Origin of the sequence: Embleya hyalina, assembly GCF_003967355.1 — a bacterium.
Taxonomy (GTDB): Bacteria; Actinomycetota; Actinomycetes; order Streptomycetales; family Streptomycetaceae; genus Embleya; species Embleya hyalina.
In genome coordinates this window covers 22,434-44,496 of the sequence record NZ_BIFH01000025.1, presented here as the reverse complement: position 1 = coordinate 44,496, position 22,063 = coordinate 22,434, and the positions used below count along the sequence as shown (strand labels likewise).

The window sequence follows — 22,063 nt, the reverse complement described above, 5'->3', positions numbered from 1 at the left end:
CTCATGTGTGCTTGCCGTTCTTGCGGCGTGCGCCGGCGCGGACGGCGAATCCGGTGCCGACCAGGCCGACCGCCAGCAGCACCATGCCGCCGATCTCCGCGCCCGTGCGGGCGAGGCTTCCGCCGCCGCCGTTCGCGGTGCCGCCACCGCCGGAGGTGCTTCCGCCGCCCGATGCCGAGCCGCTCGTGCCGGCCCGGGTCGTGTTCGTCGCGGACGCGGTGATCGAGGCGCTCGCGGTCTGGCCGAGCGACGTGGTGGGCGTAGCCGACGTCGAGGCGGACGGGCTCTCGGACCCGGTGTGGGTGGCCGAGCCGGAGGGCGCGGGGGTGTGGGAGCCGGTCGGCACAGGGCTGCTTGTCGCGGTCCCGGTCGGCTCGGTCGGCGCCTTGCCCAGGTCACCGAGGGGGACGTCCGCGAGTACGAGCAGGGCCTGCGGGGTGGCGCGGCGCCACTGGTCGCGCTGGAAGTCCGGGATGCCCTCCGCCCGGGCCGAGGTGAGCGCGTCCTCGTTGTAGGCGATGGTGCCGACGTCCTTGGTCGCGGCGCCGGCGTTGTCCGCGGTGATCTGGTGCTTGGCGACCCACGCTGCGGCCTTGTCCGCCTCGGTCGAGTAGCCGGCGGCGTGCAGGGCCTGCCCGGCCAGGCCGGTGCTGTTGGTGTTCGAGGCCTCGGTGGGGCCCGAGCCGCCGAACGAACCGTCGGCGCGCTGCTTGGACTTCAACCAGTCCGCACCCTTCTTCGCCGCGGCCGCCGCGCCGGTCGACCCGCTCTCGGCCGCCGCGGACAGCAGCGCCTGTACGGCCATCCCCGTGGAGTCCGGGTCGAGCACGGTGGTCGGGGTGTCCTGGCAGGTCGCGCCGGTGCTGCCCAACTGCCCCGGGAACAGCCGGAAGCCGCCGCTCGGGCACTGCTGCTTGATCAGGAAGTCCACGGCGGTCTGCGGTACTCCGCCGCTGCGGGCCAGGCCGAGCACGGCGAGCGATTGACCGAACGCGTTGCCGGAGTCGGGGCTGCCGGTGAGCTTGTCCCGGATCCGGCCCACGTCGTCGCCGGCATCCGCGCTGGCGATCAGGTCGAGTGTTTCCGCGCGCATGTCCAGCCCGCCGAACGCGGTCGGCTCGCGGCCCGCGACGACCGAGGCGAACAACACCTTCGCGGTCGCCCCCGCGATCCGTGAGCCGGGCATGCCCCACTCCTCGGCGCTGTTGTACTTGCGGATGTTCGCGGCCACCGCATCCGCCGCCGCGCCGAGCGCGGCAGGCTGCGAACGGGTGGCGGCCAGCGCCATCATGGTGTCGATGGTCAGGCCCCAGTCCGCACCGGAGAACCCGGGTATACCCCCGTCCACCAGCTCCCCGGCCTGCCACTTCGCCGCCGCCGCGGCCGATGCGGCATACGGGTTCGCGGCATCGGCCGAGGCGGAGAAGACGGGGGAGGCCGCGACCAGGATCGCGCCGCAGACCGCGACGGCGCCGGACTTTCGCACAGTGAGCCAGGACATCGGTGGGACCCTTCCGAGACCAACGCGTCCCGGGGCTCGCCGACGGCACGACGCCGGTCGGGCGGTCCGGGCTTCAGCGTGTAGTCCACGACAGCTGGAGCCAGCAAAATTCGTACGTACCCAGGTATTCCGACTCGCGGCGGCCTCGCGGCCACCGCCTACGGTTGCGGGTCAGCGCCGGATTTCGACCGGCTTCCCCTGAGCTTCGAACTATGGAATTGGAATGCCGATACGACTCGGCGTGCGGAGCATACGGAACATTCCAGCCGTCGGACAACAGGATGAGTGCGCAATCCCTCGTGCCGTTCGTCACGATGACGGACCTCAGGCAACGGGAAGGAGGGGCTTACGGATGGGTGGCGGTACGGACCGGCCCACCACCCAGCCCGATGCTCAGTGCCGTCGCACGTAGGCACCCTTGCGATGCCGGGTCGCGACGAAGACGCCGCCACCGATCGTGAGCAGGATCAGCGATATCAGGACCAACGTCGACGCGTTGGTGCCGCTGAAGGCCAATCCGCCGCCACCGCGTCCCGACCCGACCCGCCGGACGAACCCCCCGCACTCGCCCCGGTGTTCGTCGGCGTGGCGGCGCCTCCCGGACTCGGGCCGGGGTTGGTGCGCGGGTCGCGGATCAGCCGGGATCCGTCCGTGCGTTGCGGTCCCATGAGGTAGTCGATCCTTTCGATCGGTTCGTCGGTGGTCCCCCGCATCGATCCGGTCTGCTGTCCGAAGCCCACGTGCCGCGGCCGAGTCGTCGGGGTGGGAGCACGTGCGCCCACCCCGGCGAGCTCGGGTCAAGAGGTCGTGTTCGGCAGCGTCGTGCGCACCTCCCGGGCCGCCGCGACCAGGTTCTCCAGCGAGGTGCGGACCTCGGGCCAGCCGCGGGTCTTGAGGCCGCAGTCCGGGTTGACCCACAGGCGTTCGGCGGGGATCGCGGCCAGGCCCTTGCGGAGCAGGCCCACCACCTCGTCCGTGCCGGGAACGCGCGGGGAGTGGATGTCGTACACGCCGGGTCCGGCCTCGCGCGGGTAGCTGTGGGCGGCGAGTTCGCCCGCGACCTGCATGTGCGAGCGGGCGGCCTCCAGGCTGATCACGTCGGCGTCGAGGTCGTCGATGGCCTGCACGATGTCGCCGAACTCGGCGTAGCACATGTGCGTGTGGATCTGGGTCGCCGTGCGTACGCCGGACGTGCTCAGCCGGAACGCCTCGGTGGCCCAGTCCAGGTACGCGGCATGGTCCACCGCGCGCAGCGGCAGCGTCTCGCGCAGCGCGGGCTCGTCCACCTGGATGACCGAACTCCCGGCGGCCTCCAGGTCGTCGACCTCGTCGCGCAGCGCGAGCGCGACCTGTCGGGCGGTTTCCCCGAGCGGTTGGTCGTCGCGGACGAAGGACCACGCGAGCATGGTCACCGGCCCGGTCAGCATGCCCTTGACGGGTCGGTCGGACAACGACTGGGCGAACGCGGTCCAGCGCACGGTCATCGGCTCGGGACGGGAGATGTCGCCGGCCAGGATCGGCGGGCGCACGTACCGCGTGCCGTACGACTGCACCCAGCCGTGCCGGGTGGCGACGTATCCGGTCAGCTGCTCGGCGAAGTACTGGACCATGTCGTTGCGTTCGGCTTCGCCGTGCACCAGGACGTCGATGCCGGCCTTCTCCTGGAAGGAGATCACGTCGCGGATCTCGGCTTCGATGCGCTCCTCGTACCCGGCGCCGTCGATGCGCCCCGCGCGCAGGTCGGCGCGGGCGGCGCGCAGTTCGGCGGTCTGCGGGAAGGAGCCGATGGTGGTCGTGGGCAGCAACGGCAGTCCCAGGTGGGCGCGTTGGGCCTCGGCGCGTTCGGCGTAGGGCCTGCTGCGGCGGCCGTCCGCGTCGGTGACCGCGGCGGCGCGGGCGCGGACGGCGGGGTCGTGGGTGAGCGCGGAGGCCCTGCGTGCGGCCAGGTCGGCGCGGTTGGCGGCGAGGTGTGTCGCGATGGTGTCGGTGCCCTGGGCGAGGCCGCGGGCCAGGGTGACGACCTCCTCGGTCTTTTGCCGGGCGAAGGCGAGCCAGCGGGCGATCTGCGGGTCGATGTCGCGTTCCGCGTCGGCGTCCAGCGGCACGTGCAACAACGAGCAGGAGGCGGCGACGTCGACCCGGTCGGCCAGGCCCAGCAGTATGCCGAGCGTGGTCAGCGACTTGCCGAGGTCGTTGATCCACACGTTGCGGCCGTCCACGACACCGGCGACCAGCCGCTTCCCGGGCAGTCCGCCGACGGCGGCCAGCGCGTCCAGGTTGGCGGCGGCGGAGCCGGTGAAGTCCAGCGCCAGGCCCTCGATCGGGGCCTTGGCCAGGATCGGCAGTGCCTCGCCCAGGCGGTCGAAGTACGAGGCCACGAGCAGCTTGGGCCGGTCGGTCAGGCCGCCGAGTTCGCGGAAGACCCGGGCTGCGGCGCCCAGTTCGGCGAAGCTGCGGTCCTGCACCAGCGCCGGTTCGTCGAGTTGTACCCACTCGGCGCCGGCGGCGCGCAGGTCGGCGAGCAGCCGGGCGTACACCGGTAGCAGTCGGTCCAGCAGGGTCAGCGGCTGGAAGTCGGCCGCGACGCCCGGTGCGGGCTTGGCGAGCAGGAGGTAGGTGAGCGGGCCCACCAGCACCGGACGGGCGGTCAGGCCCAGCGCGACGGCCTCCCGGAACTCGGCCACCTGCTTGGCGGAGTTCGCCGCGAAAACGGTGTCGGGTCCGAGTTCGGGCACGAGGTAGTGGTAGTTCGTGTCGAACCACTTGGTCATCTCCAGCGGCGCCACGTCCTGCGTACCGCGCGCCATCGCGAAGTAGCCGTCCAGGGCGTCGGCTTCGACGGCGGCGCGGTGCCGGGCCGGGATCGCGCCCACGGCGACGCTGGTGTCGAGGACGTGGTCGTACAGCGAGAAGTCGCCGGTGGGCACCTCGTGGATGCCGGCCTCGGCGAGGCGTCGCCAGTTGGCGCGGCGCAGTTCGGCCGAGGCGTTGCGGAGCGCCTGTGCATCGATACGGCCGGCCCAGTAGCCTTCGACGGCCTTCTTCAGTTCCCGATTCGGGCCCTGGCGGGGGTAGCCGTACACGGTGGCGCGTGCCGCCGCGGCTGCGGACTTGGTGGTCACGGAACTCTCCTTCGCGAGCCTGTCGACAAGATCCCGGAGACGGATCGCAGGCGCGAAGGGACGACAAACCGCGCGGGCCACGTCGGCGCACTCGCGCATGTGTCCCACCGGTTGTCCGCCGACCCGCCCACGAGGTCACCGAGTTCACCGTGCGCTGCGGCAGCGCACGGGCAGTGGCAGGTCTTCGGACTCGTGGGCACGTCCACCAAAGGGCGGACACCTACTGGCCGTCGCTTCCCAAACCCGACTCGGGTCCAGTGCTGTTGACGGCGGTCGTTCCCACTCACCGCTGCGGGGCAGTCCCGGATTCACACCGGGTTCCCTCTTACGACGCGCCTACCCGGATGGCAGGGCGAACCGACTGCGTGCGACAGCTTAGTCGCCCGGAGGCACCTCGGGGAGCCCAGTCCATGCGCCGGACGGCGAGAGCATGCCTCGAAGGTGTGGACGCGGCCGGTGTCGCTTCGATCGAGTCGGTCCTCATGACGCGTTGCCGCGTTCGTCCCGGGCGAAGTGTCCCCACGGGCGGTGATCCTGCGGAACGAACGCGGTCGCGACATCGAGGACGAGCCTGCCTCGGGGCCTTGGGCGGATCGGCCGGCGTTACGGGCGCGTCGGGGCCACCCGCGGCGGCGGGTTGGTGGTGTCCGTCTTGTCCTTGGAGAACGACCAGCCCTCAAAGCTGCCCAGCGGGGGCTTGCGGGCGCTCGCGCCCCACGAACTGTAGGTCCAGGTGCCGTTGTTGGGCGCGTGCCAGTAGGACCAGTAGGCGGACGCCGGCGGCGTGTTGACGCACGGTTCGGTGTCCACGCCGGGCTTGCCCTCGATCCGGCAGATGAACGCCTCGCCCCAGCGGTTGGTGCCCTGGATCTGGAAGCCGGCGTTCTTCAGCGCGGCCAGACCGGTGGCCTGGTCGCCGGGTGCGCAGCGGGTGAGCGTAGCCCCGCCGAGTTCCTGGAAGTCGACGATGACGGTCACCCCGTTGGCGTTCGGGCAGACGCCGGCGGAGCCCTTGGTGGGGTCGATGGCGTAGGCGGCCGGTGCGTTCACGGTGATCTGGGCGGTGGCGGGCAGCGCGAGCAGGGCGAGCGCCCCGACCAGCCGACCTATTCGAGCCTTGTTTCCACGAATCTTCACGTGCGGATCCCCTTCGTGTGGCGGGTCTCGGCACGAGCGGCGAGAGCGATGCCGACCGGGCCGAGCGGTGTTCCTCTCGGGACCGCGCACCCCCGGTATCCACCGACGAGACATCGCCGGACGTGAAATCCGGGCCTCAGCGTGCAGTCCACGACAGCTGGAGCCATAAAACTCGTACGAGTCCAGGCATTCCGACTCGCGGTGGTTGTCGACCACCGCCTACGGTTGCGGGTCAGCGCCGGATTTCGACCGGCTTCCCCTGGACTCCGAACTATGCGATTGTCGCCGACTCGACGAGAGCCGGCCTGCGGAGCGTACGAGACGCCCTGTTCGTCGGACAACGGGTCATACGATGATTCCGCGATGTCGTTCGTCACCCTCGTGGGTGCCCAACGGTGTCGGGACCAGCGGTCGGGCACTGGTCCCGCCGTCCGGGGGCTTCGACTCGCCGGTCGCCGCGCACCGGGCCATGCGACGGGGCCTGGCCTGCGACTTCGTGCACTTCGGCGGAGCCCCGTACGCCGACCCGTCCGCGATGTACAAGGCGTACCCTCGCCCGCCCGGCAACGTCTCGGCGCAGCCCTCGGCCGGATAGCCGTCGATGGACACACCAGGCCGGACGCGTTGGTGCGCAGGGTGTGCCCGGTGCGGGTCAACAGGTCCAGGCCGCTGACCGAGGCACCGCCCGCAGCGCGCAGCGGCGTTACACAGGTCGAGGTCAGCGCCGGGACGGGGCGGGGGCCGGCGAGCGGGTCGTCGACGGCGCCGAAGTCCAGCACCAGACCGGCCCGATTGCCCGACGGACAGGCTTCGAGACCGCTGGCGCGCGCCGGAAGGGCGCCGACGAGGCTCAGGAGCAGGAGAATCGCCGTCAGTACCGCGCCGGTCATGGCGGTACGACGATCGATGGGGGATTCGCGCGGTAGGGGCGCCGATTTCGCGTGTCCGGCAGACGTACTCACGGCCGTTCCTTCCCCACCAGGATCGTGGCAGAGGAAGCGGCCAGCGAACCGACGGCAGCCGGTCGTCCGGGCTCTTCGCTGTCCGCAGTCCACGACGGATCTCGACGAAAACACCGGACCACGGGCAATCCGACTCGCACCCCGCCGCCCGGTTGCCCGGTGGTACGGAGCGCCTACGGTTGCGGGACAGTGCCGGGTTTCGACCGGCTTTCCCCGAGGAACGGCGCCATGCACTCGACCCTGCGACACCGCCGCCGAGCCGATCGCGGTCACGGTCGCATACGCGTCACGTGTGGGGCAACGGCGCCTTTCGGCCAGGGAGTTCGAGGAGCGCGGGGCGCCGGCGGCCGGGCGGGTCCGCCCGCCGGCGAACGGGTGGTCAGTCGCCTGTCGTCGCCGTGTCCGCATCGCCCGGCAGCCGTCGAGCCTCGGCATGGGTCACCGGTGCGCCGACCGCGACGCCGTGCAATACCCAGGCGAGCACCTCGGCGCCGCGCACCACGCGGGGGCCGGGGCGGTTGAAGTACGCCGGGCCGTCGAGCACCCACACGCGCCCGGACCGCACGGCGGGCAGGTCCGACCAGCCGGGCAGGGACGTCAGCAGGCTCGCCTCCGACTCGGTGCGCTCGGGCGCGAACCCGCACGGCAGCACCAGGATTACGTCCGGCCGGGTGTCTCGAACCGCCGCCCACTCCATGGCTTTGGTGTGTTCGCCGGGCGCGGCGAGCAGCGGTTCACCGCCGGCCAGGCCGATCTGCTCGGGCACCCAGTGCCCGGCGGGCCACAGCGGATCGAGCCATTCGACGGCCGCGACCCGGGGCTTCGGCCGTCCCGCGACCGCCGCGGTCACCGCCGCCATGCGGGCCCGCAACTCCCGCAGCCGTGCGGCTGCGACGTCCTGGACCCCCAGCACCGCGCCCACGTGCGTCAGTGTGTCGAGGACGTCCGGCAGGGTACGCGGCTCCAGACTGACCACGCGCGGCCCGGCGTCCAGAACCCGAACCGTCTCGGAGACCGCCGTGTACGACACCGCGCACACGTCACACAGATCCTGCGTCAGCACGACATCGGGCGCCAACTCCGCGAGACGCTCGGCGTCCAACGTGTACAGCGACGACCCCCGGTGCGCCGCACCGCCGACGGCCTCGGAGATCTCCCGACTGCTCAACCGGTCCGCGTCGAACTCCGCACGGGTGACCACCGGCACTCCGGCGACCTCCCCCGGCGGCCAGTCGCATTCGTGGGTGCGGCCGACCAGGTCGCCCACGAGTCCGAGTTCGGCGACCAGATCGGTGGCGGCGGGCAACAACGAGACGATGCGCATTCACCAAGCGTAGGTCGCATACGGCGGCACCGGGATCAGCGGGGACCGCGATGTCACCGCGCCGGCGCGGCCTTCCGTCGGCGCACCGTGTCCGAGGTGCGGACGGCCTCTCCATGGCGCAGAATCTCGCCGATAGCTTTATTGCCATGTCTGTCGGAGTCACCTCGTCCCGGAGACCGGGCCTCGGCTCGGCCCGAGCCACGGCCATCCACGATCTCCTCGCGAGCGGCAAGCGGTCCTTCTCGTTCGAGTTCTTCCCACCCAAGACCGATGTCGGCGAGCGGCACCTGTGGGACGCGCTGCGCCGTGTCGAGGCGCTGGGGCCGTCGTTCGTATCGGTGACCTACGGGGCGGGCGGTTCCAGCCGGGACCGCACAGTCGACATCACCGAGCGCATCGCCACCGAGACGACGTTGACGCCGCTCGGCCACTTCACCGCCGTCGGCCATTCGATCAGCGAACTGCGCAACATCATCGGGCAGTACGCCGACGCCGGGGTGCGCAACGTCCTCGCGCTGCGCGGCGACCCGCCGGGTGATCCGCAGGGCACGTGGGTGCCACATCCGCAGGGCTTCACGTACGCCGAGGAACTCGTGCGACTGTTGAAGGAGTCCGGCGACTTCTGTGTGGGCGTCGCGGCGTTCCCCGAGATGCACCCGCGTTCGACGAATTGGGACGACGACGTGAAGTACTTCGTGCGGAAGTGCCGGGCGGGAGCCGACTACGCGATCACGCAGATGTTCTTCCACGTCGACGACTACCTGCGGCTGCGGGACCGTGTCGTGGCGGCGGGCTGCGACGTGCCGATCATCCCGGAGATCATGCCGGTCACCAATGCCGGCCAGATCGAGCGGTTCGCGCGGCTCAGCGGTGCGGATTTCCCCACCGAACTCGCCGACCGGGTACGCGCCGTCGGCGACGATACGGCCGCGGTGCAGGAGATCGGCATCGAGTACGGCACGCGCATGAGCGAGCGCCTGCTCGCCGAGGGCGCGCCGGGTCTGCACTTCATCACCCTCAATCGGTCGATCGCGACCCTGCGCATCCACGACAACCTGGGCCTGCGCGAGAGCGAGCGCTGACCCGTGACCGGTGGACAGGGGATGCTCCCCGCGGCGAATCGCCTGCGTGATGCCCTCGGCGGTCTGATCGAGATCGGTCCGTTCTTCGCGTTGGCCATGGGACCCCGCGCCGACACGGCGGGATTCCGCCCCCTCGGTGACCTGTACCGTGCGCCGGACCTGCTCGCCCACCATGTCCACGACGTCGGCGTGCGATTGGGTACGGACGAGGTACGTGTCGCGGCGTCGATCGCCCAGTTGGGCATCGCCGCTCGCCTGTGGTCGGTCGCCCTCGGTGCCGTGGCGCGGGCCGGCGTGGTTCCGGACCTCGATCCCGACCGCGTCATGTGGCGGCTTTCGCCACCGGGCCCGGCGGAACTCTGGGTCGATCCTCCTCCCCGACCCGCCGGCGAGTCGGACGGAGACGAGCAGAACCTCGCGGACACGGTGTACGAGGTGGTGGCCGAAGGCCACCTGGTTCCCCTGGCGCAGGCGATCCGCCGGATCACCCCGGTCTCGGAACGCCTGCTGTGGGGCAACGCGGCTTCGGGTCTGGCGGGCGTCGTGCGCATGCTGGATCGACACCTGCGTCCCGACGATCCGGCCCGAGCCGATACCGCGATGCGGATCGCCGGCGCGGTGCAATCTCGCGGGCACTTGCGTGACACCGGGACGTGGTCCGGGGCCGGGTTCCGCCGGACCACCTGCTGTCTGTACTACCGCATCCCGCAGGGCGGTACATGCGGCGACTGCGTCTTCACCGACGCGCCTCCGAGCCGCCGTGCACCGGGGGACGGGCCACGATGAGCCCGGCCCTCCGTGCGATTCGCGATCACTACCGCGTCGAACGCACCTGGTAGGGCGTCGCGGTGGTGCGGTTCTCGTCGACGGCGAGCCGGTTCCCGGCGGTGGGGTTGGCGCGTCGGGTGCAGTCGTGGCGTTCACAGACGCGGCAGCCCATGCCGATCGGGGTGGCGGCGCGGGGGTCGTCGCGGGCGTGGCCGTCGGCGTAGGTGAGGCGGTGGACGCGGCGGAGTTCGCAGCCGAGGGCGACGGCACACGTCGCGCCGAGGCCGACCCGGCCGACCCACGGCCGTCACGACGCGGTCGCGGGCTGCGGCAACGAGGACGGGGCCGGAAACGTCCAGCACACGTCGGATACCATCCCACCGAGCCCGCCACGGCGAGATCACGAACGGCGAACGCCGTTGCCGGCGACGGACATTCGGCAAATACGTCCGGGCCCACCCCGGATTGGTCGGCCACGTACTCGGTCACCTCGGGCGGCACGTGATCGGATCGGCCGGCCACCAACGCACCCAAGCATGAGACACCCGCACCCCGAGACAGGCGGATTGCGGCCCGAACTCAAGGCGTGCCATGCCTTCCTCGCCCCCGGCGACGGGGTGGGGACGGCGGCCGGGAGGCAAAAGGCGCGGTCTGCGGCGTCGTGGCACTGTCCGCCGGGGCGGAACACGAGGGTCCGGACGGCCCGGAGCTCCGGCCGTGTCGGGCTGTGCGTTCGCGCCGGGCGCGGGCGGGTGACGCCTGCGGCCCGGCGCCCTTCGTCACGCCGCGCCGGGCACGATGATCTTCGCCAGTTGGGCTGCGGCGCCGATCACGACGCCACCGCCCAACGCGATCGACGCGACGCCCAACACGATTCGACGCTTCACACGTGCGCGCACATCCGCCTCCAGGGTGGGGATTCGACGACCGAGCGTGACGCGAACCATCCTCGCGGGTCGCGGTGATCGACTCAAGACACCCGGCGGACGGTGGAGCGACGGGACGGGGGGTCGAGACCGGCGACGTCGCGTCATCGACGGTCGCGGGTTCTCCGAAGCGTGTGCCGGGGCATCCGCGCACTGTTCCTGCGTCGACTCGACCTGATACTGGGCGGGCCCTTGTTCGGGGGCGGGAACGCGGCCACCGGGTTCCGAAGGTTTTGATCACTGCGGAGAAGGTAGGGCAATCGTGCGCATCAAGGGCTATCCGAAGCGTTTCGTCGATACCGAAACGGGCGGGCAGCCACCCACGTTTCGTGAGATGGACTGGGAGGAGATCGACCTGGAGTTCTGCCTGGGGCTGCTCCAGGTCCAGGAACTGGACGACGAGGACATGTTGGAGGAGGCCCTCGGCTTCTACCGACCGGCGGGGCAGGTCCGGGCGCCCGGGCTCTACGACGAGACGTACGACGAGTGGGCGGTATTGCGAATGCCGTCCGCCCGGGGCGAGTTGTGCATCGTCTTCCGCAGCCTCGAATACGACGCCGGCATCGATTACCTCGTCCGGGAGGACGCCGACAGCGAGGTGATCCACCTCGGGTACCACGCGAACGAGCCGACGTTCGCCGGCTTGAGCTGGGGGGAGACGTCGGCATTCCTGGACGCGGCCGGCAACGCGCACGAACGCGCGGCGCGCACCGTCATGCTCATGCCGATGTGCCTCGACGTCGAGGCGGTGGGCCCCTCCCGCCCGGCCTACGAGTCCGCGCTGCGCCACTTCGGCGCACCGAGCCCCCTGGACGAGATCCTGGACGCACTGACCGCCAACGACCCGACGTATCAGCCAACTTGGCGGGAACACGACAGCATGCGCGTCTGCGACCACCCCGACAGTCACCGCAACCCGAACACCAAGCACCTGACGCCGGAGCAACACCGCCGCATCCGCCACATCCTCGGTTGACCCGACAAGCGTCGGGTGTGCTTTCGAGGGGTCGACCGGCCGCTCTCGCTTCCACCGCTCGGGTGTCCGGTATCGAGGTGATGCTGGCGGTCAGCCGTGCACCGCTGGGAGGACGTGGTGTTGGTAGGCGTCGAAGAAGGGCTCCTGCTCCGGACCGACCTGGCCCACGTAGACCTCGTCGAAGCCCGCCTCGGCGTAGGCCCGCACCGTTTGCACGTGTTCGTCGACGTCGTCGCCGCACGTGACGGTGTCGGCGACCAGGTCGCGGGTGACGAGTTCGGCGGCCTGCTCGAAGTGGGCCGGGGTGGGCAGGAGTTGGGCGAGTTCGCCCGGCAACAACTCGCTGGGCCACAGCCGGTGAACCGTGTCGACGGCCTTGGCCCGGTCCGCGCCCCAACAGACTTTGACCCCGCCGATCACCGGTTTGTCGACGCCTCCGCCGGCCCGGAATGCTCGGATCAGTCCCCCGTCGGGGGTCATGGTGACGAAGCCGTCGCCGATCCGCCCGGCGAGTTCGGCCGCGTTCGGTCCGAAGCCCGACACGTGAATCGGCAGCGGCGCCTCGGGCGGGGTGTACAGGCGGGCGTTGTCGACGGTGTAGTGCCGGCCCCGGTGGTCGACCAGGCGGCCGGTGAACAACTCCCGCATGATCTCGACGGCTTCCTCGAGCATGTCGGCCCGTTCCGCGAACGCGGGCCACGGGTCACCGTTGACGTGCTCGTTCAACGCCTCCCCCGTGCCCACTCCGAGGACGAAGCGCCCGCAGAGCAGAACCGACGAGGTGGCGGCGGCCTGCGCCGTGACGGTGGGATGCAGGCGCACGGTGGGACAGGTGACCAGCGTGGTGACCGGCAACGCGGTGACCTGCGACAGTGCGCCGATCATCGACCAGACGAACGGGCTGCTGCCCTGGGCGTCGTTCCACGGATGGAAGTGGTCGGAGATCGCCAGCCGGGTGAAGCCCGCTCGCTCGGCCCGCCGGGCCTGGTCGAGCAACTCCTCGGCGGTGAACTCCTCGCAGGACAGGAAATAGCCGTACTCGGTCATCGTCTCGTGCTCCATCGCGGCGGGTCCGACACTCGCGACGCCGATACCCGGCCGTGCTCATCGGATGCCTGCGCAGGACAGGACCGGCGGGCGGAGTGCGATCACACGGTGCCCCGGTGCCCCGGAGCGCCGGTCCGCCTTCGCCCGGTCCCGGGATCACGGCCGCGGCGTGTCGGCCGCGACGGCCGACCGGGGCGTGGTCGTGGGCGCGGTGGGTAGCAGCGTGGGACGAGCATCGACAAGGTTTGTGCCGGGGTGAACGATCCGCCCGGGCGCGATCTCCCCGCCGGGACGTCGGCGGAGACGGTCGAGCATCACCACCGGGCACTGGTACGGGAGTGGTTTGTCGCCTTCGCGCGCGCCCACCCGACGGGCCTGGACGCGCCCGGGGGAGGGGCGACCCGCCAGCGGTGGGACACCCTCGCCGACCCGGCCGAACACGATCTCGCCCTCGGGCGGCTCGCGGAAGGCCACGCCGATGCCCTCGCGATCATCGCCGAGGCCGAAACGGGCGTCGTGCCCGTCCCTCCCGGGGCACGATGGGGGTATGGGCGGCCGAGCCGCCCGGCAGCAGGGTCACGGCGGAACGCCTCGATGGTGGCCGATGGCGCCTGCACGGTACTCGACGGTGGTGTTGGGGCGCCCGCATCTGTACGCACGCGCTGGTGACCGCGAACGCCCCCGACGGACCGCGCCTGTTCGCCTTCGACCTCGGCACCCCCGGCCACCGGGCGCTGCCCGACTCGTGGCCCGCGATCGCAATGGCCGCGAGCGAGACCCTGGACGTCGAACTCGACGCCATGGTCGCCGAGCTGGTCGGCCACGTCGGCGCATACCTCGACCGGCCCGGTTCCGAGCACGGCGGGGTCGGCGTGGCCGCGTGTTGGTACGGCGGCGCCCGCGCGGTCGCCGGCCCGCTCCTCGACGCCGCCGGCCGAGACCGGCTCGACCCGCACGGGCTGGCCCATCTGGGCGCCGTCGACCTCGCCCCGACGGTCGCCGACACGCTCCTGGCGACAGCCGCCGCCCAGATCGACGCCGACCCCGACGACCGCTCGAAAGGCGCGCGGGCGCGGGCGTTGCGGGTCCGCGCCGGCGTCGAGCGGACCTGCGCCGAGGTCCTGGAGCACGTCGGGCGGGCGCTGGGCGCCGGACCGCTGTGTCATGACGCCCGACACGCCCGCGCGGTCGCCGACCTGACGGTCTACACGCGCCGGCATCACGCCGAACGCGACCTTGCCCGACTGGGCTCGCTGCGGGCCGCCGAGGCGGCGGCCACGTGCGATCCGGCGAAGGCGACGAGGTGAGCGCCGAGAGCGCGCTCACCGACCCCATCCAGGCGCCGGGCACCCCCGAACACGTCTGGCGTGCCTGGCGGGTGTTGGCGGACCTTCCTCGCGTCGAGCCCCTGGAGGTGGCCGGGGCGGGCCACGGCGACGGCCTGGTGGTCGTCGCCGCGCATCCCGACGACGAGATCCTGGGCGCCGGCCGCCTGATCGCCGCCCACCTCGACGCGGGCATCCGGGTGCGGGTGGTGCTGCTCACCGACGGGGAGAAATCCCATCCGGGTGGGCCGATTCCGCCCGAACTCCTGCGCGAGCGTCGGGTTCGGGAGACACAACGGGCCATGGACGTGCTGGGCCCGGCCTGCGAGATCGTCCGGCTCGCCCTGCCGGACACCGGCGTCGGCGCACACCAGGCGCGGGCCGTGGACGCGCTCGCCGGGCTCGTGACCGGCGCGTACGCCCCGCCACCCAGCGGACGACGGCGGCCCGCTTCGGTTCGCCCGCCGGGGAGCCGAAGCGGGCCGAACCGCCGGCGGTCGGCGACAGCGCACCGGTGGCGTCGTCGATCGGTCCGTCGCAGGGGGGCGGCGACTGCGTACGCGAAGGACATCGATCCCTCTACCACCCGGTTCGTAGTGTTCGTTCCCCTCCGCCGACGGAGCCGGTGTCGGCGCACGTCGTTGGCAACGACCGCGTACGTGGGTTGAGAGAGAAGGTGGATCCCGACGACGGTGACCGGTTCCGTCCGCGGCTTCGGAAGGGTGCGGTCGGGCGGCGGTTGCCCCGCTCATCGGTGCACGGCGAGCCATCGCCGCAGGCTTCCACCCGGGCCCGGTCGCTCCGGTTCAGGAACTGTCGAAGTCCTGTGCGTGGGGCGGGATCCGCTCTAAAATTTATCGGAGCACCGCCGCCTCTTCGCCGGGCGCGCCCCGCGTGTCGTGTGCCTGGGTTCATTCGATCGTCCGCCCAGAGCGGGACGCCGGCTTCGCCGAAGCGTGCTTTTGCCGCGTCCGGTGCCCGAGCCCTCGGCCGGACACGTGCCTCATGGGAAAGAGGACGCCTCCGTCATGAGTGACTCCGACAGATCCGCCGTCCGGGTGGGCGCCTCGGCCGCCGCCTCCCTTTGGGTCGCAGCCGTCGTGGGTGAACTCGTCTACGCTCTGATCCGGGGCGACGACACCTCCGTATGGGGCCTGTTGAACGTGAAATTCGGTGACGGCAGGACCGAAATCGCGGTAGCTCTCGATGTGTCCGCGGTCCTGTTGTGGCTCGGTTTGACCATCTTGTTCGCCGTCGTCACGGCCATTGCCCGAGGTGGGGGTTCCGGCGGTGGTCATGGAGAGTTCTGAGGTATCGCCTCCCGCATCGTTCCCGGTACTTGCCTTCCTTCGGCCGACCGGTCGGGACGCGTGGGCGTGGGCCAGGGGGCGTCGGTGCCGGGCACCTTCGAGGCGTTGATGGCGGGACGGCTCGCGCGGGTCGGCGTCGTGGGTCATGACCACCTCACCCAGTCCCACGCCTCCAAGGTCTGGGAGGAAGCCGCCGATCGCCCGATAGGCGACGCGATGGACGCACCCCGATTCACGTGGGCCGGTTGCTGCCGAGGGGGTGGTTCGCAGCGAATGAACGAATCTTTGGGAGGGAAGTGATGACCGGCAGGAGTCTGACCCAAACCGAGGCCGAGGGGCGCGCGAGCCTGCTGACGGTCGAGCGGTACGACGTTGCCGTCGACCTTTCGGATCTGCTGACCGGCTCGCGGGTTCGGTGCACATCGACGATCACCTTTACGTGTCATCGGCCCGGGGCCGAGACCTTTGTCGATTGTGCGGCGGCGGTCGAGGGCGCCACGCTCAACGGGGTCGTGCCGCAGCCGGCTGTCGAGGGCCGGATCGCGCTGACCGATCTTGCCGAGCGCAACGTCCTCACGGTGGTTTCGGTGACGGAGTGCTCGGCCGATGGCCGGGGCGTGCACAAGGCGGTCGATCCCGCCGACGGCGAGACGTATGTCTACACCGACTTCAGTCCCGACTACGCCCATTACGTGTTGGCCTGCTTCGATCAGCCGGACCTCAAGGCGCCGTGGGCGTTCGGCGTGACCGCTCCTGCCGGGTGGCGGGTGCTGAGCAACAGCGGTGACCCGCAGATCGAAGACCTCGGCTCCGTGCGACGCTGGACTTTCCCGCCCACGCCGCCGCTGGCGGCGTACAACACGGTGATCAATGCGGGTCCGTACTACGAATTGCGTCGGAGCGGAGCCGGTCATGATCTCGGGCTCTTCGCCCGGCAGTCGCTGGCTTCGATCCTGGACCGGGACGCCGATGAGCTGTTCACCCTGACCACCCGGGGACTCGAATTCTTTGCGGGCAAGTTCGGCATGCCGTTTCCGCAGCACAAGTACGACCAGGTCTTCACACCCGAATTCCCCGGCGCGCTGGAGAACTTCGGCTGCGTCACCTGGATGGACTGGTTCCTGCGCAGGAGTACGCCGACCAGGGCGGAGTGGGACATCTTCTCGCGATACCTGTTGCACGAACTCGCGCACATGTGGTTCGGCAACATCGTCACCATGCGCTGGTGGGACGACCTGTGGCTGAACGAGGCATTCGCGGAGTTCGCGAGCAACTGGGCCGCGGTGAGCGTGACGTCGTACACCGACGCCTGGACCGCACATCTGGCCGGCGAAAAACTCAAAGCCTATTTCATGGACCAGGGACCGACGTCGCACCCGATCCGCCAACAGGTCCGCGACGTCTCCGAGGCCGCAGCGACCTTCGACGCCATCACCTACCCCAAGGGCGCCTCCGTACTGCACCAGTTGATGACGTACGTCGGCGAGGAAAACTTCTCCGCGGGTCTGACCGACTACTTCGCCACGCATGCCTGGGGCAACACCACGCTGCAGGACCTGATCGACGCGGTCGCCGACGCCGGCGGACGTGACCTGGACCGGTGGCGCGCGGGATGGCTGGAAACAGCGGGCACCGACCGGCTGACTCTCGACCACGACGGAGACGGGTTCGCCCTGGTCGCTCAGGGTCCGGGTGGCCGACCGCGCCCGCATGTGCTTGCCGTTGGCGCCTACGAGCGTTCAGGGGACCGCCTTGAGCGGACGGCACTCGTCGAAGTCGAGGTAGCGGGTGAACGGACCCGGCTCGACCTGCCCGTGGGAGCCGACTTGTATCTGGTCAATGACGAAGACCTGACCTTCGCCTCGACGAGACCCGACGCCACGACCGGAGACGCGTTCTTCCGCAACGCCGCTCGTCTGCCCACGGCGACCGCGCGGGGTGTCGCCGTCACCACGGCCTGGGACATGCTGATCAACGGCGAAGCGACAGCCGCCGAAGTTGTGCTGTGCCTGACCGGAGTGCTGGCTGTCGAGACGTCCGCGTCGGTGATCGAGCCGTATCTCGACCTGGCTGTCGAGGCGGCAGATCTGTGGAGCCCGGAGTCGGAACGGGACGAGTTGCTGCGAACAGTGGCTGCGGCGTGCCGCAGCCTCTCCGGCGTCGGCGCCTACCGTAAAGCGGCGTTGCGTGGCTTCGCTCGCACCGCGGCCGAGGTGGAGGAGGTTGCGTGGCTCCGGACCGAGGCCGGGGAGGACATCGATCTGCAGTGGCGAGCACTGGTTCGCAAGGCGCAGCTCGGAAGCCCGACCGCTACCGAGGCACAGGCGCTGCTCGACCGCGACCCGGATCCCGATGCGTGGGTCAGCAGGTTCCGGGTCAGCGCTGCGACCCCGGACGCGGCCGAGAAGAAAGCGGTGTGGCAGACGCTGGTGACGGACCGCGCGGTACCCATCGCTTCGGTCCACTCGGTCGCGGCACTGTTCTGGAGCGCCGGCCAGGACGACTTGCTCAGGCCCCACACGGAGGCCTACCTCGACCTCGTGCGAACCATCCACCACAGCGGAACCGTGCAGGCGAGGACCTACACCAAAAGCCTCTTTCCGCTGTTCGGAATCGACCTGACCTTCGTGGAACGAGCGCAAGACCTCGCGGCACAGGCTGTCCCGGTCGTCCGCACGAACCTCCTGGACCGGGCCGACCGGATGCGCCGCATGCTGCGCTCGCGCGGCTGAAGGCTTTCCAGTGAGTAAGACTTCAACGCCGGCAGTAGAGCCGGCCGATGGCCGTCCGAATCTCGATGCGTTGTGGAACCCGTTGTGTTGGGTCGCGCCGCGAGATGGTGGTCTCGCCGGTGAGTCGGCGGGCAGGGCCTCGTAGTCGCGGGCCGGTCGACGGTGGAGCGTGAGCCATCCGTAGAAGCGCTCCACCGCCCGGCGTTTCGGGACCTGGGTGAATCCCCTGGTCCCGGGGGCGCGTGCGGAGATTTCCATGTCGATGCCGACGGTGGCCGCGTGCTCGACGAGGTGTTGGCGATAGCCGCCGTCGACCCGGGTCCCCGGCAGGTCGTGTTCGCGTCCGGGTCGGATCGAGCGGGGGCGTGGGCTGCTAGGCTGCCGGCGATCGGTATTCGAGGCATTCGAGAAATCGAGGAGTTGCGGACGTGGCGGGCGAAGACGACATCTCCGGCTGAGATCCGGATGTGACGGCCTCCGGCCGGCGCCTCAGAGGCGCCGCCGACGCGGCCGTTTTCGTCGTACCCCATTTCCCGCACCTGCCGGGCGGAGTTCAGGCTCCGCACTCCCGTCTCCGAGGTCGCTTGCGCGCCGGAGGCGCCATGCCCGGCGGGTCGACCACCGACGACATCGGACGGACGACCATGCCTCAGCCCGCTCTGCTCGCCCACGACCTCGTCCTCTCCCTGGGCGGCCGACGCGTCCTGGACGGCGTCTCCCTCACCGCCTCCCCAGGCCGGCGCATCGGCCTGATCGGGGAGAACGGCGTCGGCAAGTCCACCCTGCTGCGGGTGCTCGCAGGTGTGGACGATGCCGACTCGGGGACCGTCACCCGCCCCGGCGATCTCGGCTATCTCCGGCAGGAGATGCCCTTCGACGCAGACTCCACCCCGGCCGCGGTGCTGGACGAGGCGCTGCGCGAAGCCCGCGAGGACCTCACCGAACTGGACCGACTGGGCGAGGAGTTGGCCCGCGTCGCGGAGGACGATGCGAGCAGGCACACACTCCTGGACGCCTACGGGAAGCGGCTGGAGCAGGCTCGCGATCGGGAGTCCTGGGACGCCGACCGCCGCGCCGCACTGATGTTGGCGGGCCTGGGCCTGGGCGCCCTCGCACCCGACCGCAGGCTCGGCTCGCTCTCCGGCGGGCAGCGCGCCCGATTGGCTCTGGCCGCGCTGCTCGTACGGCGGCCGTCCGCACTGCTGCTGGACGAGCCGACCAACCATCTCGACGACGATGCCGCAGCCTTCCTCGAGGGGCAGGTCCGCGGCCTGTCCGGAACCGTGGTGATCGCCACCCACGACCGGGCGTTCCTGGACGCCGTCTGTACCGACCTGATCGACCTCGACCCCGCGTTGCACGGCCCCATCCGCTACGGAGGCAACTACCGCGCCTATCTGGCCGAGAAGCACGCCGAACGGGCGCGCTGGGAACGGCGTTACGCCGAGGAGCAGGAGGAATTGGCGGACCTGCGCCGGTCGGCGGGCGTGACCGCGCACCGCGTGGCACCGGACCGCGGGCGCACCGACAACGAGAAAATGGGCTACGGTCGCCGCGCGGGTCGGGTGCAGAACCAAATCTCCCGGCGGGTGCGCAACGCCACCCGGCGGCTGGCGGAACTGGAGCGCGACCGGGTCGCCGAGCCGCCGCACCCCCTGCGCTTCGCCGCCGACCTCGCGGCGCCGGCGACGCAGAGCCCGCGGCCGCTGGTGTCCCTGCGGCGGGCGGGGGTGCCCGGCCGGCTCGCCCCGATCGACCTGGAGGTGTCGGCGAGCGACCGACTGCTGATCACCGGCGGCAACGGGGTCGGCAAGTCCACGCTGCTCGCCGTGCTCGCCGGACGCCTCACGGCCGTGGGCGAGGTGCGCGGGCGTCCCGGGTTGACGGTGGGATTGCTCACCCAGGACACGGATTTCGAACGACCCGAACGCACCGTCCGCGACACGTACGAGCTGTCGCTGGGCGCGGCGCGGGCCGAGCGGGTGCCGCTGGGCACACTCGGTCTGATGCACGCCTCGGACCTGGGCAAACCGGTCGGCGAGTTGTCGGTGGGGCAACGGCGCCGGCTCGCCCTCGCCCTCCTGGTGGCCCGCCCGCCCCAACTGTTGTTGCTCGACGAGCCCACCAACCATCTCTCCCCCCGCCTGTGCGACGAACTGGAGGCCGCCCTGGGCAGCGGGCCGGGGGCGATCGTGGTGGCCTGCCACGACCGTTGGCTGCGTCGGCGCTGGCAGGGGCGCGAGATCCGGCTCGAGCCGGGGTGCGAACCGCCTCCGGAGGCGGTGCCCGCCCGGCAGCCTCGAAGCTGACCAGCTGACCCGTACACGCCGCACGGGTGCCGTCCGGCCGTTCGCGCCGCGTCTCGCGCACCCGGGGGGACGGAGACGAGGCCCGCTCGTCGACGGGCGATGTTTGCACCGTCATCGGTCACCCCCCAAGATGGTGACGTGAACCTCGACCACGTCTTCGTCTGCGGAAACCCGGCCCTCGACTTCGTGGCCACCCTTCGAGCCAGGCGCTCGACGCGGTTCGAGATGTTCGTGACCCCGGAGCGGCTGAACGCGTGGTATCTGGAGTCCGGGCTCGTGGACGCGGTCACCCCCGCTGAGGAAGCCGACGTCCGCGAGGCCACGGCGGTGCGCGAGGCCCTGTACCGGCTCGTCACCGACCGCCGCCTCGGTGCGCGGTACGACCGCGAGGCACTCGCCGTCGTCAACGAGGCCGCGCGCGAAACGCCTGTGACGCCGCAGCTCACCGATACGGGCCGGTGTACCGAGGCAATCCCCGCGCAGGCCCTGGCCACCGTCGTGCGGCAGGCCGTCGAACTGCTCGGCGGCCCGGATGTCGTCCTGCTCAAGGAATGCGACAACCCGGAGTGCACCCGCGTCTATGTCGACCGGTCCCGGGGCATGCGGCGGCAGTGGTGCGGCATGGAGTCCTGCGGCAACAAGTACAAGGCCGCCGCCTACCGGGCGCGCAAGAAGACCGCGTCCGCGTCCGGCGCGGGATGACCGCCCCGGCCCCGACAGGGATCAATTGCCACTGGACCGTGTCATTTGATCCCTGTTTCTTCACGCTCATGAGGTGTTGAGCGGTTCAGGCTTCACGCCTCGTGACTAGGCTCGGGAACGTGAGAGCCGACGCAGCGCGCAATCTGGAAGCCGTCCTGACCACCGGGGCACGCATGCTCGCCGCCGACCCCGGTGCGAGTATCGCGAACATCGCCGCGGAGGCGGGGGTGGACCGGCGCACCGTCTACCGACGCTTCGCCTCGCGCGAGGACCTTCTCGCCGCCATTTACGAGTGCCGTCTGGCGGCCGTCGAGCGGGCCATCGACGACGCACGCCTACGCGAGGCGCCCGTCGCCGTCGCCCTGCACCGCTACGTCGAGAACATCATCGCCGTCAACCGCGCCTGGCCCGTCGACCTCGCCCGCATGCTCGCCGACGACGACGTGCGGGCGCGCCGTGACGCGTCCGTTCGAGAGGTCGACGTCTTCCTCGAACGCGCCACCGCCGAAGGGGTTCTGCGCTCCGACCTGCCCCAGGGCTGGGCCGGCGCGCTGTTGCCGCAACTCATGCACCTCGTGTCCCGACAGTCGCCCGAAACGACTCCCGCCCGGGCGGCGGACCTGGTGGTCGAAACGTTGCTGCGCGGCTTGGGAGTGTCCTGACCCGACGCGGGCCTTCCGGCGGCGCCACGGCTGCGGCCGGCCACCCTCCGTCCGGGCCATCTGCGTCGAGTACGACGACTAGCGCCACTCGTATGTGTAGCTAACAATTAAAAATGCTACGGTGGTGTGACGGTTATCCGGGTCGCCGGAGCGGACACACCATCGGAAGCGAGACACA

At 70.9% G+C, this 22,063-nt stretch carries 19 protein-coding genes, 2 pseudogenes and 3 riboswitches; of the genes and pseudogenes, 13 read left to right on the top strand and 8 right to left on the bottom strand.

The genetic code is table 11. From position 1 onward, the window contains the following. Position 1 precedes the first annotated feature (1 nt). The 4 genes from EMA17_RS26590 to EMA17_RS26580 all read right to left on the bottom strand — a co-directional run bounded on the left by EMA17_RS26590 (position 2) and on the right by EMA17_RS26580 (position 5,760). The gene (locus tag EMA17_RS26590) at positions 2 to 1,501 is read right to left on the bottom strand and encodes a prenyltransferase/squalene oxidase repeat-containing protein (RefSeq protein ID WP_126639664.1); all 1,500 of its coding nucleotides are present in this window, start codon (positions 1,499 to 1,501) and stop codon (positions 2 to 4) included. A gap of 123 nt (positions 1,502 to 1,624) precedes the next feature. Further along, positions 1,625 to 1,699, bottom strand: a riboswitch (cobalamin riboswitch). Between the two features lie 195 nt (positions 1,700 to 1,894). Further along, complete coding sequence (locus EMA17_RS55440) at positions 1,895 to 2,017, bottom strand: hypothetical protein (RefSeq protein WP_281290541.1); 123 nt, start codon at positions 2,015 to 2,017, stop codon at positions 1,895 to 1,897. Positions 2,018 to 2,298: 281 nt separating this feature from the next. Beyond that, positions 2,299 to 4,623, bottom strand: a complete 2,325-nt coding sequence (metE, locus tag EMA17_RS26585; protein WP_126639663.1) for a 5-methyltetrahydropteroyltriglutamate--homocysteine S-methyltransferase — start codon at positions 4,621 to 4,623, stop codon at positions 2,299 to 2,301. 158 nt (positions 4,624 to 4,781) lie between these two features. Beyond that, positions 4,782 to 5,001, bottom strand: a riboswitch (cobalamin riboswitch). A 225-nt stretch (positions 5,002 to 5,226) separates the two neighbouring features. Continuing rightward, positions 5,227 to 5,760, bottom strand: a complete 534-nt coding sequence (locus EMA17_RS26580; protein ID WP_126639662.1) for a flagellar hook-length control protein FliK — start codon at positions 5,758 to 5,760, stop codon at positions 5,227 to 5,229. Positions 5,761 to 5,945: 185 nt separating this feature from the next. Then, positions 5,946 to 6,019, bottom strand: a riboswitch (cobalamin riboswitch). A gap of 126 nt (positions 6,020 to 6,145) precedes the next feature. Here EMA17_RS26580 and EMA17_RS26575 point away from each other — a divergent pair. Further along, on the top strand, positions 6,146 to 6,355 hold the full coding sequence (locus EMA17_RS26575) for a hypothetical protein (protein WP_503826239.1): 210 nt from the start codon (positions 6,146 to 6,148) through the stop codon (positions 6,353 to 6,355). Between the two features lie 746 nt (positions 6,356 to 7,101). On the opposite strand, the gene EMA17_RS26570 is transcribed toward EMA17_RS26575, so the two are convergent. Beyond that, the gene (locus tag EMA17_RS26570; RefSeq protein ID WP_126639661.1) at positions 7,102 to 8,046 is read right to left on the bottom strand and encodes a cobalamin-binding protein; all 945 of its coding nucleotides are present in this window, start codon (positions 8,044 to 8,046) and stop codon (positions 7,102 to 7,104) included. Between the two features lie 146 nt (positions 8,047 to 8,192). Between EMA17_RS26570 and metF the strand changes: the two genes are divergently transcribed. Both metF and EMA17_RS26560 read left to right on the top strand, forming a co-directional pair. Continuing rightward, complete coding sequence (gene metF, locus EMA17_RS26565) at positions 8,193 to 9,128, top strand: methylenetetrahydrofolate reductase [NAD(P)H] (protein WP_126639660.1); 936 nt, start codon at positions 8,193 to 8,195, stop codon at positions 9,126 to 9,128. A 3-nt stretch (positions 9,129 to 9,131) separates the two neighbouring features. Beyond that, complete coding sequence (locus EMA17_RS26560) at positions 9,132 to 9,914, top strand: (2Fe-2S)-binding protein (protein WP_246126909.1); 783 nt, start codon at positions 9,132 to 9,134, stop codon at positions 9,912 to 9,914. 28 nt (positions 9,915 to 9,942) lie between these two features. On the opposite strand, the pseudogene EMA17_RS26555 reads toward EMA17_RS26560, so the two are convergent. Beyond that, positions 9,943 to 10,173, bottom strand: a pseudogene (locus EMA17_RS26555) (short-chain fatty acyl-CoA regulator family protein); the annotation flags it as partial. A 911-nt stretch (positions 10,174 to 11,084) separates the two neighbouring features. Here EMA17_RS26555 and EMA17_RS26550 point away from each other — a divergent pair. Next, on the top strand, positions 11,085 to 11,798 hold the full coding sequence (locus EMA17_RS26550; protein ID WP_126639659.1) for a hypothetical protein: 714 nt from the start codon (positions 11,085 to 11,087) through the stop codon (positions 11,796 to 11,798). Between the two features lie 90 nt (positions 11,799 to 11,888). Here EMA17_RS26550 and EMA17_RS26545 read toward each other — a convergent pair whose 3' ends face one another. After that, the gene (locus EMA17_RS26545; RefSeq protein ID WP_126639840.1) at positions 11,889 to 12,845 is read right to left on the bottom strand and encodes a TIGR03557 family F420-dependent LLM class oxidoreductase; all 957 of its coding nucleotides are present in this window, start codon (positions 12,843 to 12,845) and stop codon (positions 11,889 to 11,891) included. A 255-nt stretch (positions 12,846 to 13,100) separates the two neighbouring features. Here EMA17_RS26545 and EMA17_RS53385 point away from each other — a divergent pair, with 255 nt between their 5' ends. The 5 genes from EMA17_RS53385 (at position 13,101) to pepN (ending at position 18,212) form a co-directional block, all read left to right on the top strand. After that, positions 13,101 to 13,514, top strand: a complete 414-nt coding sequence (locus EMA17_RS53385) for a hypothetical protein (RefSeq protein ID WP_218043057.1) — start codon at positions 13,101 to 13,103, stop codon at positions 13,512 to 13,514. Beyond that, positions 13,511 to 14,152, top strand: a complete 642-nt coding sequence (locus tag EMA17_RS26540; protein ID WP_218043056.1) for a hypothetical protein — start codon at positions 13,511 to 13,513, stop codon at positions 14,150 to 14,152. The genes EMA17_RS53385 and EMA17_RS26540 overlap by 4 nt, the downstream gene beginning before the upstream one ends. Next, a complete protein-coding gene (locus EMA17_RS26535; protein WP_160161569.1) occupies positions 14,149 to 14,838 on the top strand; it encodes a PIG-L deacetylase family protein in 690 nt (229 codons plus the stop codon). Before EMA17_RS26540 ends, EMA17_RS26535 begins: the two co-directional genes overlap by 4 nt. 360 nt (positions 14,839 to 15,198) lie before the next feature. Further along, the gene (locus tag EMA17_RS26530; protein WP_126639657.1) at positions 15,199 to 15,480 is read left to right on the top strand and encodes a hypothetical protein; all 282 of its coding nucleotides are present in this window, start codon (positions 15,199 to 15,201) and stop codon (positions 15,478 to 15,480) included. Positions 15,481 to 15,779: 299 nt separating this feature from the next. Beyond that, entirely contained in the window at positions 15,780 to 18,212 is a 2,433-nt protein-coding gene (gene pepN, locus EMA17_RS26525; RefSeq protein WP_126639656.1) for an aminopeptidase N, read from the top strand. A gap of 22 nt (positions 18,213 to 18,234) precedes the next feature. Here pepN and EMA17_RS55785 read toward each other — a convergent pair. Beyond that, positions 18,235 to 18,545, bottom strand: a pseudogene (locus tag EMA17_RS55785) (hypothetical protein); the annotation flags it as partial. Between EMA17_RS55785 and EMA17_RS26515 the strand changes: the two are divergent. From EMA17_RS26515 to EMA17_RS26500, 4 genes are all read left to right on the top strand, one after another. Then, positions 18,492 to 18,683 carry a hypothetical protein gene (locus EMA17_RS26515; protein WP_126639655.1) on the top strand — a complete coding sequence of 64 codons (192 nt, stop codon included), beginning with the start codon at positions 18,492 to 18,494 and terminating at the stop codon, positions 18,681 to 18,683. The pseudogene EMA17_RS55785 and the gene EMA17_RS26515 overlap by 54 nt on opposite strands. Positions 18,684 to 18,856: 173 nt before the next feature. Next, positions 18,857 to 20,521 carry an ABC-F family ATP-binding cassette domain-containing protein gene (locus tag EMA17_RS26510; RefSeq protein ID WP_126639654.1) on the top strand — a complete coding sequence of 555 codons (1,665 nt, stop codon included), beginning with the start codon at positions 18,857 to 18,859 and terminating at the stop codon, positions 20,519 to 20,521. 138 nt (positions 20,522 to 20,659) lie between these two features. Then, positions 20,660 to 21,223 (top strand): CGNR zinc finger domain-containing protein, encoded by a 564-nt coding sequence (locus EMA17_RS26505; RefSeq protein ID WP_126639653.1) that lies wholly within the window; start codon positions 20,660 to 20,662, stop codon positions 21,221 to 21,223. Positions 21,224 to 21,396: 173 nt separating this feature from the next. After that, the gene (locus EMA17_RS26500; protein ID WP_126639839.1) at positions 21,397 to 21,885 is read left to right on the top strand and encodes a TetR/AcrR family transcriptional regulator; all 489 of its coding nucleotides are present in this window, start codon (positions 21,397 to 21,399) and stop codon (positions 21,883 to 21,885) included. The last annotated feature ends 178 nt before the right edge of the window (positions 21,886 to 22,063 follow it).

Coding starts and splice junctions, on each gene's coding strand:
- EMA17_RS26590 (WP_126639664.1), bottom strand. CDS start 1,501: ATGTCCTGGCTCACTGTGCGAAAGTCCGGCGCCGTCGCGGTCTGCGGC.
- EMA17_RS26545 (WP_126639840.1), bottom strand. CDS start 12,845: ATGACCGAGTACGGCTATTTCCTGTCCTGCGAGGAGTTCACCGCCGAG.
- metF (WP_126639660.1), top strand. CDS start 8,193: ATGTCTGTCGGAGTCACCTCGTCCCGGAGACCGGGCCTCGGCTCGGCC.
- pepN (WP_126639656.1), top strand. CDS start 15,780: ATGACCGGCAGGAGTCTGACCCAAACCGAGGCCGAGGGGCGCGCGAGC.
- EMA17_RS26530 (WP_126639657.1), top strand. CDS start 15,199: ATGAGTGACTCCGACAGATCCGCCGTCCGGGTGGGCGCCTCGGCCGCC.
- EMA17_RS26500 (WP_126639839.1), top strand. CDS start 21,397: ATGCTCGCCGCCGACCCCGGTGCGAGTATCGCGAACATCGCCGCGGAG.
- EMA17_RS26570 (WP_126639661.1), bottom strand. CDS start 8,046: ATGCGCATCGTCTCGTTGTTGCCCGCCGCCACCGATCTGGTCGCCGAA.
- EMA17_RS26510 (WP_126639654.1), top strand. CDS start 18,857: ATGCCTCAGCCCGCTCTGCTCGCCCACGACCTCGTCCTCTCCCTGGGC.